The sequence below is a fragment of the Bacillus sp. FSL W8-0645 genome, from assembly GCF_038007905.1.
GTDB lineage: Bacteria > Bacillota > Bacilli > Bacillales > Bacillaceae > Bacillus > Bacillus pumilus.
In genome coordinates, this window is sequence record NZ_JBBOYC010000001.1 from 3,368,982 (window position 1) to 3,388,092 (window position 19,111).

General features: G+C 42.9%; 18 protein-coding genes. 7 read left to right on the forward strand and 11 right to left on the reverse strand.

The features are described from left to right. Positions 1 to 54: 54 nt before the first annotated feature. The 4 genes from NST39_RS17475 to NST39_RS17490 form a co-directional block, all read right to left on the reverse strand. Positions 55 to 510 (reverse strand): GNAT family N-acetyltransferase, encoded by a 456-nt coding sequence (locus tag NST39_RS17475; RefSeq protein WP_341029533.1) that lies wholly within the window; start codon positions 508 to 510, stop codon positions 55 to 57. A 118-nt stretch (positions 511 to 628) separates the two neighbouring features. Beyond that, positions 629 to 1,228, reverse strand: coding sequence for a bifunctional 4-hydroxy-2-oxoglutarate aldolase/2-dehydro-3-deoxy-phosphogluconate aldolase (locus NST39_RS17480; protein ID WP_268484653.1), 600 nt, complete (start codon positions 1,226 to 1,228; stop codon positions 629 to 631). Further along, the gene (locus NST39_RS17485; RefSeq protein WP_065097910.1) at positions 1,200 to 2,216 is read right to left on the reverse strand and encodes a sugar kinase; all 1,017 of its coding nucleotides are present in this window, start codon (positions 2,214 to 2,216) and stop codon (positions 1,200 to 1,202) included. The genes NST39_RS17480 and NST39_RS17485 overlap by 29 nt, the downstream gene beginning before the upstream one ends. Positions 2,217 to 2,302: 86 nt before the next feature. Further along, positions 2,303 to 3,313 (reverse strand): LacI family DNA-binding transcriptional regulator, encoded by a 1,011-nt coding sequence (locus NST39_RS17490; protein WP_335351354.1) that lies wholly within the window; start codon positions 3,311 to 3,313, stop codon positions 2,303 to 2,305. Between the two features lie 262 nt (positions 3,314 to 3,575). Here NST39_RS17490 and kduI point away from each other — a divergent pair, with 262 nt between their 5' ends. From kduI to NST39_RS17515, 5 genes are all read left to right on the forward strand, one after another. Further along, positions 3,576 to 4,403 carry a 5-dehydro-4-deoxy-D-glucuronate isomerase gene (kduI, locus tag NST39_RS17495; RefSeq protein ID WP_106067034.1) on the forward strand — a complete coding sequence of 276 codons (828 nt, stop codon included), beginning with the start codon at positions 3,576 to 3,578 and terminating at the stop codon, positions 4,401 to 4,403. A gap of 4 nt (positions 4,404 to 4,407) precedes the next feature. Next, positions 4,408 to 5,181: a 2-dehydro-3-deoxy-D-gluconate 5-dehydrogenase KduD gene (kduD, locus tag NST39_RS17500; protein WP_335351355.1), complete on the forward strand. Its 774-nt coding sequence runs from the start codon at positions 4,408 to 4,410 to the stop codon at positions 5,179 to 5,181. A gap of 105 nt (positions 5,182 to 5,286) precedes the next feature. Next, positions 5,287 to 6,753, forward strand: a complete 1,467-nt coding sequence (locus NST39_RS17505) for a spore germination protein (protein ID WP_341029541.1) — start codon at positions 5,287 to 5,289, stop codon at positions 6,751 to 6,753. A 3-nt stretch (positions 6,754 to 6,756) separates the two neighbouring features. Further along, positions 6,757 to 7,857: a GerAB/ArcD/ProY family transporter gene (locus NST39_RS17510; protein ID WP_113767778.1), complete on the forward strand. Its 1,101-nt coding sequence runs from the start codon at positions 6,757 to 6,759 to the stop codon at positions 7,855 to 7,857. Continuing rightward, positions 7,854 to 8,999 carry a Ger(x)C family spore germination protein gene (locus tag NST39_RS17515; RefSeq protein WP_106067030.1) on the forward strand — a complete coding sequence of 382 codons (1,146 nt, stop codon included), beginning with the start codon at positions 7,854 to 7,856 and terminating at the stop codon, positions 8,997 to 8,999. Before NST39_RS17510 ends, NST39_RS17515 begins: the two co-directional genes overlap by 4 nt. 13 nt (positions 9,000 to 9,012) lie before the next feature. On the opposite strand, the gene NST39_RS17520 is transcribed toward NST39_RS17515, so the two are convergent. Continuing rightward, positions 9,013 to 10,410: a bifunctional glycosyltransferase family 2 protein/class I SAM-dependent methyltransferase gene (locus NST39_RS17520; protein WP_185107751.1), complete on the reverse strand. Its 1,398-nt coding sequence runs from the start codon at positions 10,408 to 10,410 to the stop codon at positions 9,013 to 9,015. Between the two features lie 137 nt (positions 10,411 to 10,547). Further along, positions 10,548 to 11,912, reverse strand: a complete 1,365-nt coding sequence (locus NST39_RS17525) for a sugar porter family MFS transporter (RefSeq protein ID WP_095117897.1) — start codon at positions 11,910 to 11,912, stop codon at positions 10,548 to 10,550. Between the two features lie 271 nt (positions 11,913 to 12,183). Here NST39_RS17525 and NST39_RS17530 point away from each other — a divergent pair, with 271 nt between their 5' ends. Both NST39_RS17530 and NST39_RS17535 read left to right on the forward strand, forming a co-directional pair. Further along, positions 12,184 to 13,149 (forward strand): LCP family protein, encoded by a 966-nt coding sequence (locus tag NST39_RS17530; protein WP_044140082.1) that lies wholly within the window; start codon positions 12,184 to 12,186, stop codon positions 13,147 to 13,149. A gap of 586 nt (positions 13,150 to 13,735) precedes the next feature. Next, positions 13,736 to 14,617 (forward strand): Cof-type HAD-IIB family hydrolase, encoded by an 882-nt coding sequence (locus NST39_RS17535; RefSeq protein WP_181462007.1) that lies wholly within the window; start codon positions 13,736 to 13,738, stop codon positions 14,615 to 14,617. A 56-nt stretch (positions 14,618 to 14,673) separates the two neighbouring features. On the opposite strand, the gene NST39_RS17540 is transcribed toward NST39_RS17535, so the two are convergent. The 5 genes from NST39_RS17540 to pgsB form a co-directional block, all read right to left on the reverse strand. Next, positions 14,674 to 15,897 carry a C40 family peptidase gene (locus NST39_RS17540; RefSeq protein ID WP_341029548.1) on the reverse strand — a complete coding sequence of 408 codons (1,224 nt, stop codon included), beginning with the start codon at positions 15,895 to 15,897 and terminating at the stop codon, positions 14,674 to 14,676. 107 nt (positions 15,898 to 16,004) lie between these two features. After that, positions 16,005 to 16,175: a hypothetical protein gene (locus NST39_RS17545; RefSeq protein WP_165840213.1), complete on the reverse strand. Its 171-nt coding sequence runs from the start codon at positions 16,173 to 16,175 to the stop codon at positions 16,005 to 16,007. Next, entirely contained in the window at positions 16,172 to 17,338 is a 1,167-nt protein-coding gene (locus tag NST39_RS17550; protein WP_341029551.1) for a CapA family protein, read from the reverse strand. Before NST39_RS17550 ends, NST39_RS17545 begins: the two co-directional genes overlap by 4 nt. 18 nt (positions 17,339 to 17,356) lie before the next feature. Beyond that, positions 17,357 to 17,806, reverse strand: coding sequence for a poly-gamma-glutamate biosynthesis protein PgsC (gene pgsC, locus NST39_RS17555; RefSeq protein ID WP_012011488.1), 450 nt, complete (start codon positions 17,804 to 17,806; stop codon positions 17,357 to 17,359). A gap of 15 nt (positions 17,807 to 17,821) precedes the next feature. After that, positions 17,822 to 19,003 (reverse strand): poly-gamma-glutamate synthase PgsB, encoded by a 1,182-nt coding sequence (pgsB, locus tag NST39_RS17560; protein ID WP_268453655.1) that lies wholly within the window; start codon positions 19,001 to 19,003, stop codon positions 17,822 to 17,824. Positions 19,004 to 19,111 lie beyond the last annotated feature (108 nt).

Consider the following 19,111-nt stretch of genomic DNA (forward strand, 5'->3'; position numbering starts at 1 on the left):
TTTCAAAAATTGCGCATAAAAAAAGAGCTGCTTATAAGCATACTCTCTCGACCTCTATAATTCCTTTGTCATAAATAAACTGTTTGGATCTTCTTGATATGAACCGAAAGGCGGACAAATATAAAACCCAACACTCTCATATAGTTTTCTTGCTGGCTCGAAGAAAGACATCGCACCTGTCTCTAAACTGATACGTGAATAGCCGCGGCTTTTTGCCTCTTGGAGAAGATGGTTCAGCATATACCTTGCTACACCTTTTCGCATATGGAGAGCTGCAGTCCTCATGGATTTGATTTCGCCGTGATCACTTGACAGCTCCTTTAACGCTCCGCAGCCAAGAAGCTCCTCTCCATCTCGCACACTCCACACTGTGACATCTTGCTTTTTCAAATCAGCTAACAGAAGGGCATGAATGCTTTCTGGCGGGGAATGCTCTTTCATTTCTTCTATATGATCGGTCATCAGCTGCTCTATTTGTCCATCCGTGAGTGTATCTTGTTGAATGTACACATCTATCACTCCTTCACAAATATTGTACGTGAAGAGTCAGCATTCACCTGCTATTATGTCAGATAAACGAACAAACAACCGGCATTCATCTGCCAGTTGTTCATTTGATAGTGCCTATTTATGAAGAAAGAACTGCTTGTAATTCTTCTGCCGTACTGCTTTCCAGCTGACTTCCGACCCCTACTGCCACTGCACCTGCTTTCAGCCATTTTGGCACATCGGCTGGATGAATACCCCCCGTTGGAATAAATTCAATGTCTGGAAATGGGCCTTGTAAGTTTTTCATATAGGATAAACCGAAGGAGCCGCTTGGAAAAAGTTTGAGCAAGCAGTATCCAGCTGCTTTTGCATGCATGATTTCACTTGGGGTGAGGACACCTGGTACATAGAGTGTGTCGTGAAATGAGAGATGCTCTCCAATGACAGGGAGATACCCTGGACTAACAATAAATTGCGAGCCTGCGTCAATGGCTGACTGCGCCTGCTGAAGGGTGGTGATTGTGCCTGCTCCTACAATCAGATCTTGCTCATGCTGAAAGGATGCGATGATGTGTTCAGCATTGGGCGTGGTATACGTCACTTCAATGGCACGAACGCCTTTTTTCTTTAAACGCTCAATGATCTCAATGCCTTCTGCTTCGCTCTCCGCTCTCACCACTGCGATCAGCTTACAAGCCGCGAGACGTTCTTTAACGCTCAAACTTGCTGACTTTCCCATATCCTTCATCCTCCTTCATATATTCCCTTCTGTGATATCGCTTGGCTTCTTTCATAAAGGCCTGAAGCTCTTCCCGAGTAGGCAGGCCGTCCTTATCGCCTGGAGACATCACCGCAAGAGCCCCTACAGCATTGCCTCTTGTCACAGATTTTTCATATGATAAACCGTCCAGTAACCCGCTGATAACCCCCACGGCAAACCCATCACCGGCACCGACTGTATCCACGACATCTGACACATAAAAGCCGCTCACAATCCCCTGACTGGATGCACTTTTATAAAAAGCACCTTCTGCACCGAGCTTAATGACCACAAGCTTGACGCCTTTTTGCAAATAAACATCTGCAATCTCTTCCGGCTCGTGACAGCCTGTGAGCCTTTGCCCTTCTGCAAGCCCCGGAAAAAACCAATCCACTTGAAAAGCCATCTGATTCACTGTATGGATCATATCTTCCTCCTCTTCCCATAGCTGCAGCCGAAGGTTTGGATCAAATGAAATGGTTTTGCCTGCTTCTTTCATCTTTTGAAGAGCATGAAAAGAAAACGCTCTCATTTCACTGGATAATGCAGGCGGAATACCTGTCATATGGAGATGTCCTGCCTGTTTGAAATAATTCGCGGGAAAGTCGCTTGGACTCATTGTGCTCGCAGCAGAGCCTTTACGATAATACGTGACATCAGGGTCTCCATCTATCACTTTGGATTTAAGTAAAATCCCTGTTTGAGACCCATCATTTGAACGGATCACTGCACTTGTATCGACTCCTTCTTTTTGAAGCTCTTCTAAAATAAATGTGCCAAGTGAATCTGCTCCGACTTTGCTCATCCATCCCACATCAAAACCTAGCCTCGCCAAACCGACTGCTACGTTACTTTCGGCACCAGCAAGCGCCTTTTGAAATGTATGCACTTGATGAAGCTCTCCGGCTTCTTTTGCGTAAAACATCGCCATTGATTCCCCAAATGTGACCGCATCCAATGCTTTCACTCATTTCTCCCCTTTCTCGGTACCGGTTTCAAATTAGTTGAAAAAGAGAGAGCATGCACGTATGTATACTCTTCTCTGTCTGTTGTTTATAAGGATTTTCTTACGATGATTTCTCCATCAAGCTGAATGGTTTGGGGCGCACTTTCATCCCCTTCAAGCCGAGTCTTGATTTTTTGCATGGCGGCTTTCCCCATTTCATGAGATGGCTGGGCAACCGTTGTGATTCCAGGCCCAATCAGCTTATACCATTCTGTATCATCAAAGCCTGCGATGCCTATATCTTCTGGAATCTTTAACCCGAGTTCTACAAGCTCACTGATCAGCTTCAGCATAAGTAATCCATTGGCTGCTAAAATTGCTTTTTTCTGCTGGCTTAATTGGACAAAATGGACAAGCTCTTCTCGCAGTTGTTCCTTTTGTTTCAAATCAATTTCTGCAATGATAGGCTTCTTATGTTTACTCATGGCTGTCTGTTCATATGCTTCTTTTCGTTCTTCACGAGGACTGATTCCATCGACCGGCTCAGTAAAGAAGGCGATGTGCTCATAGCCTTTCTCATACATTTGTTGAAGCAGCTGGATCGTGATATCACGGTTATTCGTTGTCACTGTGTCGACTTTTAGTTCAGGTAATTTCCGGTCAACAAGGACAATCGGCACACCGTTTTTCTTCAAATCCTGCAGAATATCATTGTTCTGACCTGTCGTATTGATGATGAGCCCTTCAATATAATGTGCATTCAGCTTGAGGAGCATTTCTCGTTCTTTTTCTGGTCGGTTATCTGTGTTGCATACCATGATGCTGTATCCATATTCATCACAAATTTCTTCGACTCCGCGAAGTGTCGCTACAGAGAATGGGTTCGTAATGTCGGCTACAATGAACCCAATGACCTTGCTTTTCCTTACTTTCAAACCTTGAGCGAGCTGACTCGGACGATAATGCAGTTCCTCAATGGCTTTTTTAATTTTTTTGACCTTTTCAGTAGAAATTTCATTTGTTCTGCCATTGATATATCTGGATACAGTTGATTTTGAAACACCTGCATAAGCGGCCACTTCGTTGATGGTCACTTTCGTTTGCTTTTTCTCTTTCATTCAAAAAACTCCCACAATCAATATCTTCTCATTTGTTTCGAAACCGATTTCAAATAACTTAAAATGAGCATATCATAATTTCTTAAATTCCAGAAGATTTTTTTGATTGGAGATGACAAAAAACCATTTAAATAAACAAAAAGAAAGCGATTTCAAAATAACAGTTGACGGCACTCTCTTTTTCCTCTAAAATTTTCCTTGAAACCGATACCAAATAAAATACCCATACTTTGTTTCAGATGGAAAGGGAGGCTTATTTCAAATGGAAAATCGTTATGCTGTACACCCTGAGCAGGTCAAACGTTTTACAACAGAGGAACTTCGTCGTCATTTTCATATTCCTACACTATTCGTCAGCGGTGAATTAAAGCTCTACTATTCACATGAGGACCGCGTGGTGATTGGCGGAGTCATGCCATCTGCAGAGCCGCTCAAATTAGATGCGGGCGACTTTCTACGTACGGAATATTTCCTTGAAAGACGAGAAATCGGCATTGTAAATGTCGGCGGTCAAGGAACAGTCACTGTTGATGGTGAAGCCTTTGTACTGGAGCACAAAGATTTCTTATATATTGGGCTTGGACACGAAGATGTACAGTTTGCTAGTTCATCAGGCGAGGGAGCCAAGTTCTATCTTGTATCAGCCACAGCTCATCAAGCGTACCCTACGCAAAAAGCAGCCATCGCTGAATTAACACCGAATCACTTAGGGGAAGCGTCTGCTTCAAACGTACGAAACCTGTATCAAGTCATCCACGCAAACGGTATCCAAAGCTGTCAGCTCATGATGGGAATCACTCAGCTTGAAACCAATAACACGTGGAATACGATGCCCGCTCATATTCATGATCGGCGTATGGAAGTGTACTTATATCTTGATATCGAAGAAGATGCTCGTGTCTTTCATTTTATGGGGGAGCCATCTGAAACAAGACACCTCGTTGTGGCCAATGAGGAAGCGGTCATTTCTCCTGCCTGGTCCATTCATTCAGGCTCGGGTACATCGAATTATTCATTTATTTGGGCGATGGCGGGCGAGAACTATACGTTTAAAGATATGGACTTTGTCCCAATGGACCAGCTGAGGTAATGTGATGACGACAGTATCCTATGTAGCGTCCCTCTTTTCTCTTGAAGGCAAAACAGCCCTTGTGACAGGTCCTGGAACCGGCATTGGGCAGGGAATTGCTGTGGCGCTTGCCAGGTCAGGCGCAGATATTATCGGCACATACCACCACACACCGCTTGAGGAAACGAAAACACTAGTCGAACAGGCGGGCCGCTCGTTTCATGCGGTTCAGGTTGACTTTTCCGACCCTCAAACTGCAAAGCAGGCTGTCGATGCCATGTTACAAAAGCATACGATCGATATTTTAATCAATAATGCTGGCACCATTAAAAGAGAGCAGGCCGCTCATTATTCGGAGGAAGATTGGCATACGGTCATGGATGTGAATATCAATAGTCTCTTTTTCCTCACCCAAAGGGTTGGGCGGCAGATGCTGAAAAATAGGCAAGGGAAAATCGTCAATATCGCCTCCCTTCTATCGTTTCAAGGCGGTGTCTTTGTCCCCGCTTATACAGCAAGTAAACACGCAGTCGCAGGGCTGACGAAGGCTTTTGCAAACGAATGGGCGAACCAGCATATACAAGTGAATGCGATCGCTCCTGGTTACATTGCGACCAATAACACGCAAGCCATTCGGGACGATGAGAATCGAAATGAAGAGATTCTCAAACGAATTCCTGCCGGGCGCTGGGGAAAGCCTGAGGATCTAGCCGGTGCGGCTGTTTTCCTTAGCTCACCAGCCTCTGATTATTTGAACGGTCACATTTTAGCGGTTGATGGCGGTTGGCTTGCGAGATAAACAGACGAGAGAATTCCTATTTGCAGGGATTCTCTTTTTTCTATTTGCATAATTCTCCACCATCCGAGTCACTCTATAAAAAACATGACATGAGGGTGAGGTATTATGAAAAGTCGTATTGAACAAGATATAGCGTCCGTCATCAAGCGCGTCAAAAGCTTTGCTGGGAAAAGTGATGATATCGTGTTCCACTCATTTTCATTTGGCCCTTCTGCTATCTCTGCATGTCTCATGTACGTTGAAGGACTCACAGAATTTGAGATGCTTTCCAAACAAATCATTTCACCCATGCAAAAGGAACTGGATATCACCGAGGTTGATTCTAGTACGCTTCCAGCCCTGTCTAAAACGTTCTTTGGCATCCAAAATGACGTGCTCGAGGATATGAACCTTGCCATCGAGCAGTTATATAACGGCAGGGCTATTTTATTTGTAGATGGCTCGGCTCAAGCACTTGCGCTCCAAACGAACCTTTTTCAATTTAGAGAAGTAGAAGAGCCGCAATCGGAAGTCCTTGTAAGAGGGCCTCGGATCGGCTTTATTGAAAATCTTGAAAAAAACACGGCTTTAATCCGCGAGCGGGCAAATGACCCAAACCTCGTCATTCAAAAGGTGAATGTAGGTACTCGCAATAAAAAGTCCGCAGCCCTTGTGTACGTTCGTGATATTGTTGACCCTAAATTAGTAGAAGATGTTTTATCACGCATGACCGAAATCAAAATGGATGACATCCCTGAAACCGGCTATATTGAACAGCTAATTGAGGACAGCCACATCTCCATTTTCCCGCAGATTCAAAATACAGAACGTCCTGACCGGGTGATTGCATCTGTGCTTGAAGGAAAAGTGTCAATTTTACTCGATGGCACTCCTTTTGCGCTCATTTTACCGATGACCTTTACAGCCTTGATGCAATCACCTGAAGATTATTATCAGAGATGGACTAGCGCGACTCTTTTACGTTTACTCCGTTATATCGCCGTGTTGCTCACGATTTTTTTACCCGGGCTTTACATTGCACTTGTTTCTTATCATCCAGGCTTATTACCCACACGGATGGCGCTCACCATCGCAGGCAGCCGGCAGAATGTTCCGTTCCCTCCTGTTGTTGAGGCGATTCTTATGTCTTTTACGATAGAGCTGCTGCGAGAAGCTGGACTTCGGCTTCCTAGAGCCATCGGGCAGACAATTGGGCTCATTGGCGGCGTCATCATTGGTCAGGCGGCTGTCCAAGCCAATATCGTCAGTGCCTTAATGGTGATTATTGTGTCGCTGACCGCACTAGCTGACTTTACGGCACCGTCCTATGACTTTAGTTTCCCGCTGCGTATCTTGCGGTTTATGGCTATTTTCAGTTCAGCGATGTTGGGGTTATATGGCTTAATCATGTGTTATTTATTTGTGCTTTGTCACCTGATGCAATTAAAGACCTTTGGTTTTGACTATTTCACACCTGTTTTGTCTTCACCGTTTTCAGATTTAAAGGATACGTACGTACGTTTACCAATTGGGCTATTTAAATCGAGACCGAAAACAGCAAAAATAAAAAATCTCAAAAGACAAGGAGATTAAACGATGTACAGAGCTGAGAAGCTATCATTGTTACAAGTCACCATTCTGTGCAGCTCTACAATGATAGGCGCTGGAATTTTAACCATTCCTCGCAGTTCTGCCAATTCAGGATTCCCTGATGGCTGGATCATTGTATTAATACAGGGAGTCATCTTTGCTTTCATTGCTTTTTTGTTAGGATGGATTGCTGAAAAAAATGCGCCGGATACCATTTTTGACTCAAATAGAAAAGGAGCCGGTGCCATCATTGGCACGTTCTTTAATTTAATGCTGATTGCCTATTTACTAGGCATTGTCGGCTTTGAAGCGCGTGTACTCGGGGAAGTGGTCCAATTTTTCCTGCTGGAATCGACTCCCATGGCAGTAATTGTGATGATTTTTCTTCTCGTGGCGATCTATCATTTGAAAAGCGGTATTTTCCCAGTCGTCAAATTGGTCACGTACATTTATCCCATCGCCTTGATCATTTACATCGGGCTCATGCTGTTTTGTCTGAAAATATTCGATTTTGATTATTTACGTCCTGTCATGGCACACGGGTTTAAAGATTTCAGTAATTTGTTCTCTCAAACATTTATTCAATTTACAGGCTTTGAGGTCATTTTGTTTGTTGTACCACTTATTTATAAAGACAAATGGTCGAAGGCGAAATGGGCCGCTGCGATCGGGGTCGGAATTACCTCACTTATCTACTCTCTCACGCTCTTTATTGTGATTGGTTCCATGACCGTTGGAGAAACGAAATCCCTCACCTGGCCCACTGTCTCCCTCATTCAAGCACTAGAACTTGAAGGGGTCTTCATTGAAAGATTTGACATTTTTTTGCTGACGATCTGGACGTGCCAGCAGTTTATTTGTATGCTTGGCTTTTTCCAATTTGCGATTAAAGGCTGTCACACGGTCTTTAAGACGACCAATGTAACGAGACTGCTATGGCTGCTGTTTTTGATTACCTCTGCCCTCTCTTTATTTCCGAGAAATATCAATGAAGTCTTTTACTACTCTACTTTACTCGGCTACGCATTGTTCGCGGTTTTAGCCATTCCTTTTATTACAGCTGTTCTGCTGATGATACGCAAAAAATGGGGAGGTCGTTCTGCATGAGAGGAAGACGTGTAATGTTCATCTTTTTGTCCTGCTGTCTTTTCCTTCTATCAGCAGGATGCTGGGATTTAAAGGATATTGAAAAACTATCGTTTGTACGCGGTGTTGGTATTGATGAGGAAGATGAGGATGGCGTTAAGCTGACCTACCAAAACCTTGTACCGAAAACAGGCGGAACACAAGAAGCCGATTCTCCCGGCTATGTGAATGTTGTCTCGAAGGGAAAAAATGTGCTGGAGGCTGTCAGTAATGTCGCCTTGAAGGACCCGCCGATCTATAGTGATCACCTGAAAATCTTTTTGTTTGGTAAAACCCAGGCGGAGCAACACGATATTCAAGGAACACTCAATCATTTTATTCGAGATGATGAGGTTCGGCGAAGCAGCTATCTCCTCGTGACACGAGGAGATGCGTCAAAAATCATCAACCAAAAATTGAAATCACAGCAAAAGGTCCCAGTTGAGCATATCTTCGAAACATCCAAAAATCGAAGCTTTAACGGAAAGATCGCACCGCCAACACGTATTGGCCGGGCGTCTGATTACTTTCAGATGGGCGTTAGCTTCCTTGTGCAAAGTGTAGATGCGATAGACGGTGAACTTATTTATGATGGAGCAGGCATCATTCACGGAAAAACACGTAAGCTGATCGGTTTCATCCCTGCGAAGGATGTCCAATCTTTAAACTGGGTGATGGACCGAATTTCAGGTGGCGTTGTACCTGCCACCTACAAAGGTTATCCGATAACGTATGAAATCAAAAAAGCAAAGACGAAGGTCGAGCCCTATCTGAAAAATGGAAAGGTATCCTTTAAAATTAGCGTACAAACTAATGGAAAATTGTCTGAGGATCAATATCCTCCTGAAAACTCATTCGATGAGCAGTATATCAAACGATTTGAGCGGATCTTTGCTCATAAAATTAAAGAACGCATTCAAAAAGCGGTCCATCATGTGCAAAAAGAAGTGGGCGTTGATCCCATATTGTTTAACAAGCAGTTCCGTATGAAATATCCTGACTATTGGGATCGGCATGGTACCGAGTGGGATAGGCTCTTCCAAGAAGCAGCCATTGATTACGATGTCAAAGTCAGCATCTTGAACTTTGGTGCAGAAGGTGCAACAAAAAGCTTTAAATGGTAAAGCAAAAAGGCGGTTATCCCGAAGGGGAGCCGCCTTTTTTACGCACGACAAGTAAAAGCTGATATAGAGTCACTTGATCAGTCAACGCTTTTGTTTGAAAGCCAAGTGACACTCCTACTCTCGCCACCTCGTCAAAAAACAATTGGACGTTTTGATTAATCGGAACATTGATCCTCTGCTCGATCATCCGTTCAAACAAATGGTCTGGGAAAAGCGCACGCATTGTATTTGGTGTGAAGAACCTCAGGTGACCTCGGTCTAAAATTCCTACATCTTGATACGTAAAATCCCCTGTCATTAACGGGAGAAGCACCTCTGCATGCATCATGTTGGGCAGGCAACAAATGATCACGCCGCCTGGCTTTAAAGATGCGTGTGCTTGTTCAATGATGTGCCAAGGATCTGACACATGCTCTAAAACATCCGAAAAAATGATCGCATCAAAAAAAGCCTCTTTCTCTAACCACGGGTACTTATCTGCTTTTGCCTCGATGACTTCTTTGTAATATGCCTTTGCGATGGCTGCTTTTAATGGATTAGCCTCTACTCCGTACATGTCAACAGACTGCCGATTCATTAGTTCAAGCCCTGTTGCTCCTGCGCCGCATCCCGCATCCAGTACACAAACAGCGTCTTCAGGCAGCAGAGCCGCAAAGTACGGATGAGGAGCCATCAGATTGAGGTCAATGCCCCATTTATCTAAAAACCGAAGCCTGTTCTCTGCAAACAGTGTAGAGATGTTCGTTTCTTGATTTGCTCGAAAGGTTGCATGACCGTGATGATGCACAAATGAATCGTGAACGATTTGCAGCTGATATCCCTTGAGCAAGGATCTCAAACAAAGGTCGTCATCCTCAAATGATCCATACACGAACCGTTCATCAAATAAACCCACCTCTTCAATAAGCTCTCTTTTCACAAGCAGACAAAATCCCACAAGCCGATGTACATAAGTTCTCTGACCTTTTTTCGCAGCCGTATAATTCTTCGCAAAAGCTGGGAGCTCCTTCACATCTGTATACGATGGCTCGACCATTTGAGGACCACTCACATAATTGGAGACTGGTCCTACCATCCCAATACGTTCTGATGCAAATAACGCCTCTCTTAATGGAGAAAGCCAGTTTTCCGTCACGATCGTATCGTTATTTAAAAAGAGAATGCTATCTCCTGTCGCTTTTTTCGCTCCTTGATTACAGCCCTTTGCAAAGCCTCGATTTTCTGCATTTTCTATGAAAATCACATCTTTCAACTCTCTCACATATTCCTTCGTCCCGTCGGTTGACGCATTATCAACGATGATGAGTTCATATTGGTCACTTCGGGTATGCTGCTTAATGCTGTCGATACATTTTTTCGTTAAATGCAGTTCATTGTATGTCAGGATGACAATGCTCGTTTTCCCTTTCATCTCATTTCCACCTTTCGCCCGTCTGTTCCATATGTATGTCATATGCAGCACGTTCAGAAGATGAGAGATTGTCCTTTCTTAATTAAACGTTTGTTTAACAAAGAAAAACCAGCTGCATGTGTGCAGCTGGTCATTGTTCACACCGTTTTTCCTTCTTCACCTGTGACGGCACGGTTCCTCTTTTTTAAATCTTCTTCAATTTCTTCAAGACTTTTCCCTTTCGTTTCAGCCACCATATATTTCACAAATAAGAAGGCACCTACGCCAATGACCGCATAAATGAGGAAGAGATTACTGATACCCATCGCGCTAAGTAAAGTTGGGAATGTAAGCGAGATGATTAAATTCCCTGTATGAAGGAGGAAGGTAGAGACGCCCGTACCGATTCCTCGGACATGTACTGGGAACAGCTCAGGAAGCATCACCCAAACGACTGGACCCCAGCTGACAGCAAAGATGACGATGAAGAGTCCTAAACAAATAATGGTTGTCCATCCTGCAGCTGTTGACCCCTCGAAAAATCGATTGACCACTGACAGGACAATTAAACTTAGGACCATGCCAGCATTCCCAAATAAGAGCAGCGCTTTACGCCCTACACGGTCAATGATTTTAATCGCCACAAACGTCATGACGACGTTCACTGCCCCAATTCCGACGGTTCCTAAAATGGCCGCTGAATTACCAAAGCCAACACTTGTGAATGTTTTTGGTGCATAGTAAATAATCGTATTGGTACCGATAAACTGCTGCAGAAAGGCAAGACCGACACCAGCGATTAATGCTGGGCGTACCCATGGCTCAAATAATTCCTTAAAACCGCCTTTTTCTTCACTTTCCGCCTGTTGAATGTCTGAAATTTCTTCTTCCACTTCTTGCTTACTCTTTCTGAGTTTAGATAATATCTCTTTCGCACGGTCTGCCTGTCCATGGACAAACAGCCAGCGGGGGCTTTCTGGCATAAACATAATCCCACATAATAAAAGCACAGAAGGCACGACCGCAATTCCAAGCATCAGGCGCCATGCTTCTGCATCCGCTAAAGCGTAATTCACAATATAGGCGAGAAGAATACCAAATGTGATCATGAGCTGATTTAATGAGGACAGTGCACCTCTCGATTCCTTTGGAGCAAGTTCAGATAAATATAATGGAACAATCGTGGTCGAGCACCCGACAGCAAGTCCTAGCACAATTCGGAATAAGACCATCACTTCCGTATTCGGAGCAAGGGCTGTACCAAATCCGCCGATAATAAACAAAATCGCTGCGGCGATGATGGCTTTTTTCCGCCCAAATTGATCTGTCAGCTTTCCAGATAAAGAGGAACCGAGCATCGCTCCGATTAAAATCGAGCTGACAACAAGCCCCTCTGTAAATGCGTTTAACCCTAAATCCTCTTTCATAAATAAGATGGCGCCAGAAATGACACCTGTATCATAGCCATATAAGGCGCCGCCAAGTGCGCCGAAAAAATAAAGCCATCCATTCCGATTTTTCATGTTCATAACCCCTCTTTTGTTCTGTATGTACTGGATGTTTCTCTATGGAAAATCATTTTCCTCACTTTCTGTCACTTCAAACATTTCGATGTTTTATGACAAATATATTTCATTTGCGTATCATTGAAACTTTTTACGATAAGGAAACGTCAATTAAGCGTTAGTGAAAAAAACATCGCACTATATCCCGTTTTAAGGTATATTTGTTTTAGTTTGTAAGTAAAAAGAGGGACATCTTTACTATAAAAATCATAGCGAGGGTTTAAAATATATGGATCAATCAAGAAGCAAACGCAAAGGAAAAAAGCGTTTAAAACCATGGGTGAAAGTCACTCTATTTATAGTCGGTATCCTTTTACTGACAACCGCTTCTGTCACAGGCTATGCCTACTATAAAGTGACAAGCGCTGCAAAAAAAGCACAAGTATCTTTAGATCGCGGCGCTCAATCTGTCAAACGGATTGAAGCATTTGATCCTGGTAAAGACAGCTTTTCTGTCTTGCTGCTTGGTATTGACAGCAGACCGGGCGAAACAGTGAAACAAGCACGAAGCGATGCGATGGTCTTAGCAACCGTCAATCGTACAAGTAAAACCGTGAAATTATTAAGCATTCCAAGGGACTCATATGTAAATATTCCAGGGCATGGCTATGACAAAATTACACATGCACACGCATTTGGCGGTGCAGATTTAACCTTGAGTACAGTCGAAGATTTACTAGATATTCCGGTTGATTTTATGATCCAAAGTAATTTCAAAGCATTTAAAGAGATCGTCAATGAACTAAATGGGGTGTCTATTAACGTCAAGGATGAATATGTAGTCAAACAGGTTCTAAAAGATACAAAGGGCAAGGTACAGCTTCAAACAGGAACTCATACGCTAGACGGTGATCAAGCTCTCGCATATGTGAGAACTAGAAAAGCAGATAGTGATTTAATGCGCGGGCAGCGTCAAATGGAAGTATTAAAAGCCATTTTTGATAAATCAAAATCGTTAACATCTATTCCGTCATATGACAATATCATTGATACGCTTGGTGATAATGTCGCGACCAACCTTTCAATGAAAGAGCTAGTCGGGCTTTTCCCACTTCTGACGTCATTGAAATCGGTTGATACCATTCAGCTTAAAGGCTCTGATTACCAGCCAAACGGGGTTTATTATTACCAATTGGATCAAAACCAGCTAAACGAAGTGAAGACTGAATTGAAGAAGCAGCTTGAATTATCATAAAACAGAAAGCGTCCCCAAAGGGCGCTTCAGATTGTTGACAAAGGGCTAAAATGATCTTGATTTTAGCCCTTTGTCTTCTTTTCAGCGTGATAGAAAACCTTTGAAGTCTAGGAAGGGCGAGCACTGGCGCAGAGCGAATTTAACATTCGTGAGCACCCGCGCGCAGACCTGACAACGAATGCGAGGGTTTGTCTACACGCTGAAGCGTCCCTAAAGGGCGCTTTTTGATTGTTGACAAAGGGCTAAAATGGTTTTTATTTTAGCTCTTTGTCTTCTTTTCAGCGCGATAGAACTCTAGGAAGGACGAGCACAGAAGCGGAGCGAATTTAATATTCGTAAGCATCGGCGCACAGGACTGACACCGAATGCGAGGGTTTGTCTACACGCTGAAAGCGTCCCTAAGGGGCGCTTTTTTACTTGCTGACGATGATGCAGATTTTTCCCCTTTGGCTTATTTCCTTGATCATTCGATCATTTTTGTTTAGCCTTGATAGAGAGGAACAAGCATCGTATTGCTCATGAGAAGGAACGAAATCGTACATACTTTGAAGAGGCTATTGCATGCATGAAGGAGGATTTGACAGCGATGAAAAAAATGATTGCGATTGATTTAGACGGTACACTTTTAAATACAAAAAGTGAAATATCTGCTCAAAACAGGGAGGCATTGATCCGCGCGAAGGAAGCGGGATATATTGTCACCATCTGTACAGGGCGGGCGACTTTTGATGTGAAGGAACTGCTTGGCGATTTGGATATCCCTATTATTGCAGCAAACGGCGGAACCGTTCATACAGAAGGTTACGAACTTTTCAGCCGTATCACACTTGACCAAGAAGCAGGAAAACGAGCGGCTCAGGCATTAGTAGAACGAAACATTTACTTTGAGGTCTACACGGACGATGCGCTCCTCTCTCCTTTTGATGGAAAAGAGAAGCTGAAAGCAGAATTTGATGTGATCAAAAGCGCGAATCCAAATGAAGATGTAGCTGATTTATGGGAAGGGGCAATGACTCAATTCAAACAATTTGGCATCAAACCAGTGGATGATATTCGTCAGATTTTTGAGTTGAATGAAGCGACCTATAAATTACTCTGCTTCTCGTTTGATATGAATAAACTACAGGAAGCACGAGATCTCCTCGCGGAAATGCCTGAGCTTTCATTGACCTCTTCTGGAAAACATATCATTGAGGTTCTTCCAAAAGAGTCTGGAAAAGGACATGCCCTTAAAAAGCTCGCAGCTCATTATGGCGTAGACCGCTCACATATTTATGCGATCGGCGACAGCCCCAACGATCTATCCATGTTTGAGGAAGCAGGCCACCGCATTGCAATGGGGAATGCAGTCGATGTCATTAAAGAAAAGAGCACCTACATTACAAAAGGTAATCATGAAGACGGTGTTGCTTACTTTATTGATCTGCTTTTACAAAATCAATTCCACGAAAAAAAGACGCTTGTCTGATCAGCGCCTAGAGAGAAGTCTAAAAGTCCGATACGAGCGTGGATCGGGCTTTTTCTTTATTTTTTAATTCGAACTGCCGTCTCATACTTATCCTTCCAGTACGTACTTGTTTTCATATTCGTAAGCACGACACCATTTGAGACGGTCATATGAATGACTTGATTTGATCCTGCATAAATGGCCGGTATCAATGACGTTCCACTAAAGAAAACGAGATCTCCCGGCTTCAGCTCCGACCGTTTCACAGGCGTACCTGCCTTGACTTGACCTGACGCATAACGAGGCAGTTCAATACCAAGTACTTCTCGATACACATACTGTGTGAACCCTGCTGTGTCAAAGCCTTGCTTTGGATTCGTCCCACCTTTGACATAAGGAACTTCTCCAATATACGTAGCGGCTTTTGAGACAATCGGGTCTTCTTTTGCTAATTTCAGCTCCGTTAATCGTTTCGCCCCTGTCCATTTTTCTCGCCAATACGATTCGGACAAATAAGAAATCGTCACACTTTCCGAACGGCTCGCATGAATAAAACGGTCGCCGCCAATATACATCCCTACATGAGAAATGCCTGGCTTATATGTGTTGCTAAAAAAGACAAAATCCCCAGGACGTATATCATTTAATGCTACTTTTTCTCCAACCATCCACTGCTGTTCAGCACTTCGAGGCAAATAAATCCCTAGTGATTTTTCAAATACATATTGTAAAAAGCCTGAACAATCAAAGCCAATCTTAGGGTCTGCTGCACCAAATACATAAGGAATACCTAAATATTTCATCGCATCTTTCACAAGACGATTATCCGAGATTGCCGGTGTGCCGGGAAGTCGTTTGACTGCATAAAATCGGTCCGTCCAGTATTTGCTTTTGCTGACGTCTGTTTTCACGACACCTTGACTAAGAGTGATGTGAATGACCTGATCGTTACCAGCGTACAACGCTACATGTGTCGGGATATCCTTTGTTTCTTCAAGGCTGCGAAAATATACAAGGTCACCTGGCTGGGCTTTGTCCCATGATATCTTTTTTCCAATCTGATACTGGTCGATTACCTTCCGCGGCAAATCAAATACTCCTGATGTCTTGTACACATATTGCGTAAACCCTGATGCGTCAAAGCCCGTTTTTGGATCGGTTCCTCCTTTATGATAAGGTGTTCCAATCAGCTTTTCCGCTTGCTCCAAAGGAGACACTGTTTGAGCAGATATTTCTGATTGAGACATGAACATCAGCCCTACGAGCGCGCATCCAGCAATCACTATTCCTTTCCATTTCATGATCTTTCTCCCTCCTTTCTTCTATAGTTTCGGCATGACACCTAACTTTTTACACCTTTTTTCGACAAAAAAGAGCACGCAATGCGTGCCCTCTATGCTCGTTAGAGTTATTTACTTGCTTCCGTTTTTGACTGTTTTTGTTGTTCGATTTTCTGCATTTCAACCGAGATCTTTTGTTTTTCATGATCTGTGAGGCTGTCACTAAATTTAAAAGCAGACATAAAGACAAAGACTAAAATTAATGCAACAAACGGCCAGCTTGCTTTTATGAATTTCATTTCTTCTCTTTCCCTCCGTTTTCTTTTAAGTGTTTAACTTTATCAGCGTGATCTACTTCAAAGAAAATGTGTCCGTCTTTTTCTTTCCAATCCGCATTCGTACCATTTGTCAGCATACGGATAATGGATTTTGATTCAAATGATCCTGCTTTAACCGGAGCAGGTGTTGCTTCTTTGATGTACATTGGGACAACTTCAAATGTCGCTTTTCCATCTTCATTCAGATGATACTGAACAAGTGCAGAATCACGTGTTCTTGACCAGCCTTGGTCAAAAATAAAGTTTCCTAAGCTATAGAAGATCGCCGTGCCGTTATAGACTTCCATTGGCTCAAGAACGTGCGGATGAGCACCGATAATGATATCAGCACCAGCCTTAGACATCGCTCTTGCCAATTCTCTTTGTCTATCGTTTACCTCATTGTTGTACTCCTGTCCCCAGTGAGCATGAACAACGACGATATCTGCCTTTTCAGCAGCCTGCGAAATCATCGGAATAAAGATAGATGGATCGGCTGGCAAGATACCCGCCTGGCGATTCGTTGCTTTAAAATCTTTCCCATACACATCAGTAAAACCAAGTGTAGCGATTTTGACACCATTTACTTCTTTATACGAAATGTTCCGCTTCGCATCCTGAAGGTTATGGCCTGCGCCTGTATAATCCATGTCAGCTTGTTTAAAGGCATCAATCGTATTGTTTAGCCCTTTTTCACCATAGTCTGCCGCATGGTTATTCGCAAAGTTTAATACAGAGAAATTCAAATCCTTCAACGCTTTGACAGAATCCTCATCTGTTTTTAAATGAATATTCTTTTGCGCCGCTTGTTCCAGGTCTGATGCGACTGGATGCTCAAAGTTACCAGTCACATAATCTGACACATCAAAGTATGGTTTGGCATAGCGAAAGAGATGCTGTTTTCCATAACGGTCTGTTACTTTCTCTACGTTTCTTCCAAACATAATGTCACCAACAAACGAAGCGGTCAGGATGTTTTCTGGATTCTTTTGTACAGTTGGCACTTTTGCTTGCCCGATAAACGTAAATAGAAATGTACAAGCAATGACGATCGGTAAAGCAATCAGTACATGTTTATTCGTTTTTTTCTTTTGGTTCTTTGTGATTTTCAGCAGCTTTTCCTGAAAGCTCAATTTTTTATTCATCATTGGACACACCTTATCTTAAAATAGATAGTAAACATACATGATGGCAAATGTTGCACCACTTAGAAGTAACGTGCTTCCAAGGGTAATCGTAAGACCTTGCTTTTGAATCGTATTTGCAATCAATCCAGGAACGATAATACCGATTCCGCGGAATTCTGCTATTTCAAATGGGACCACTGGATAGAAGAAATCAAAGACTAGCTTTAAGGCAATCCCTGTAATCAGCATCGCAGCAAACTTTCTGCGTCCGTATAAAATCATAAATTTCGATAGACCAAAGCGAACGATGACATACGTAAGCAAGCTGACAGATAAGACAACTAAAATGAAGACTGGCTGGTTAAATACAAGCGCCAGATAACCTGGGACAACAAGTCCAGCTGGTACGATTCCTGTTTTTTCTGCAAAGATTAAACTAAGTAGAACACCTAAAATTAACGAGATATAAAGATCTGATCCGAACATTTTCTATATTTCCTCCTAGCTGACAAGCTGCTTAATTTTGTATTCTTGAATTTTTTCGATTAACGGTTCAGCGGCACCATGAATATTGCCGACTCCATAAACCACTCGATTATGAAGCTTTTTCTCAAGCATGTTCATAATGTCTTCTGTAGATTGATATTCAAGGTTGTGTAAGTGGTCAGCCGGAATTTTTCCATCTTCATATGCCTTTACAATTGGATCTGTTGTTTCACCAATTAAGACGAGATCACTTGCTTCAATATAAGGAAGTACATCCTCCGCAAACTGGATCGTTCGATCTACACGATCCGCACGGCAGTTCATGATAATAATCGGTTCATCTGTTGGATAGCCAATTTCTTTCACACGCTTCCAAATGTTCAATGTAGATGATGCGTCATTTGCCGCAAAACCATTTACAAAGTGTCCAGGTGTTTTCGCATCCATTAATGGAAGAATTCTCATCGCTCCTGGATCAGGTGGCGCATTTAACATTCCTCGGAACGCCGTATCTTCATCAATTCCTAATGCCTGTGCAACACCAAGTGCAAGTGAGGCATTATCTGGGAAGACCATGTACTCAAATTTCCGTAAATACTCATCAGAAATCTTGGAATTATCTGCAACAATGACTTCTGTATTGCGTTTTTTCGCAATCTCTTTAAAGAAATCCGTATATTCACTATCCGTAATAACCAAGTGTCCATTGTAAGGAATTGTCGCTGTAAAGGCTTCTGCTATTTCATCAAGTGTCGGCCCCATGACGTCCATATGATCTTCAAGAACGTTTACGATCACGCCAATATTCGCTTGAAGCAGCTCTTCCTGAAAGATGATTTGGTAATCTGGATTTACCGCCATACATTCACTGACGATGGCATTTGCTCCTCTTTCAACGGTTTCTCTCATAACTTCCTTCTGCTCACCGATATTCGGTCCTTGCGGTTTCCTTTTAATCGGTTTCTCCTCTGGCGTATCCCAATAAATCATTCTTGCATCTGTTCCCGTTGTTTTGCCGACAGTTTTATAACCTGCCTCCATTAAGATACCGGTTGTCAATCTTGTAACGGTAGACTTTCCGCGAATACCATTAATATTGACGCGCACCGGTAGGGCATCGATATTTTTCTGGTGACGCTTCTTTTCAATAAAGCCAATCCCTAACATGATGACACAGGCTATAACGATTAACCACATCGCTTATCTACATCTCCTTTTTTTATGAGTGTGATATGTAAATTCAATCAACAGTATATAGGTTCAGCATAAAATCACAATCGGTATTATGTAACATAATCTTTCACT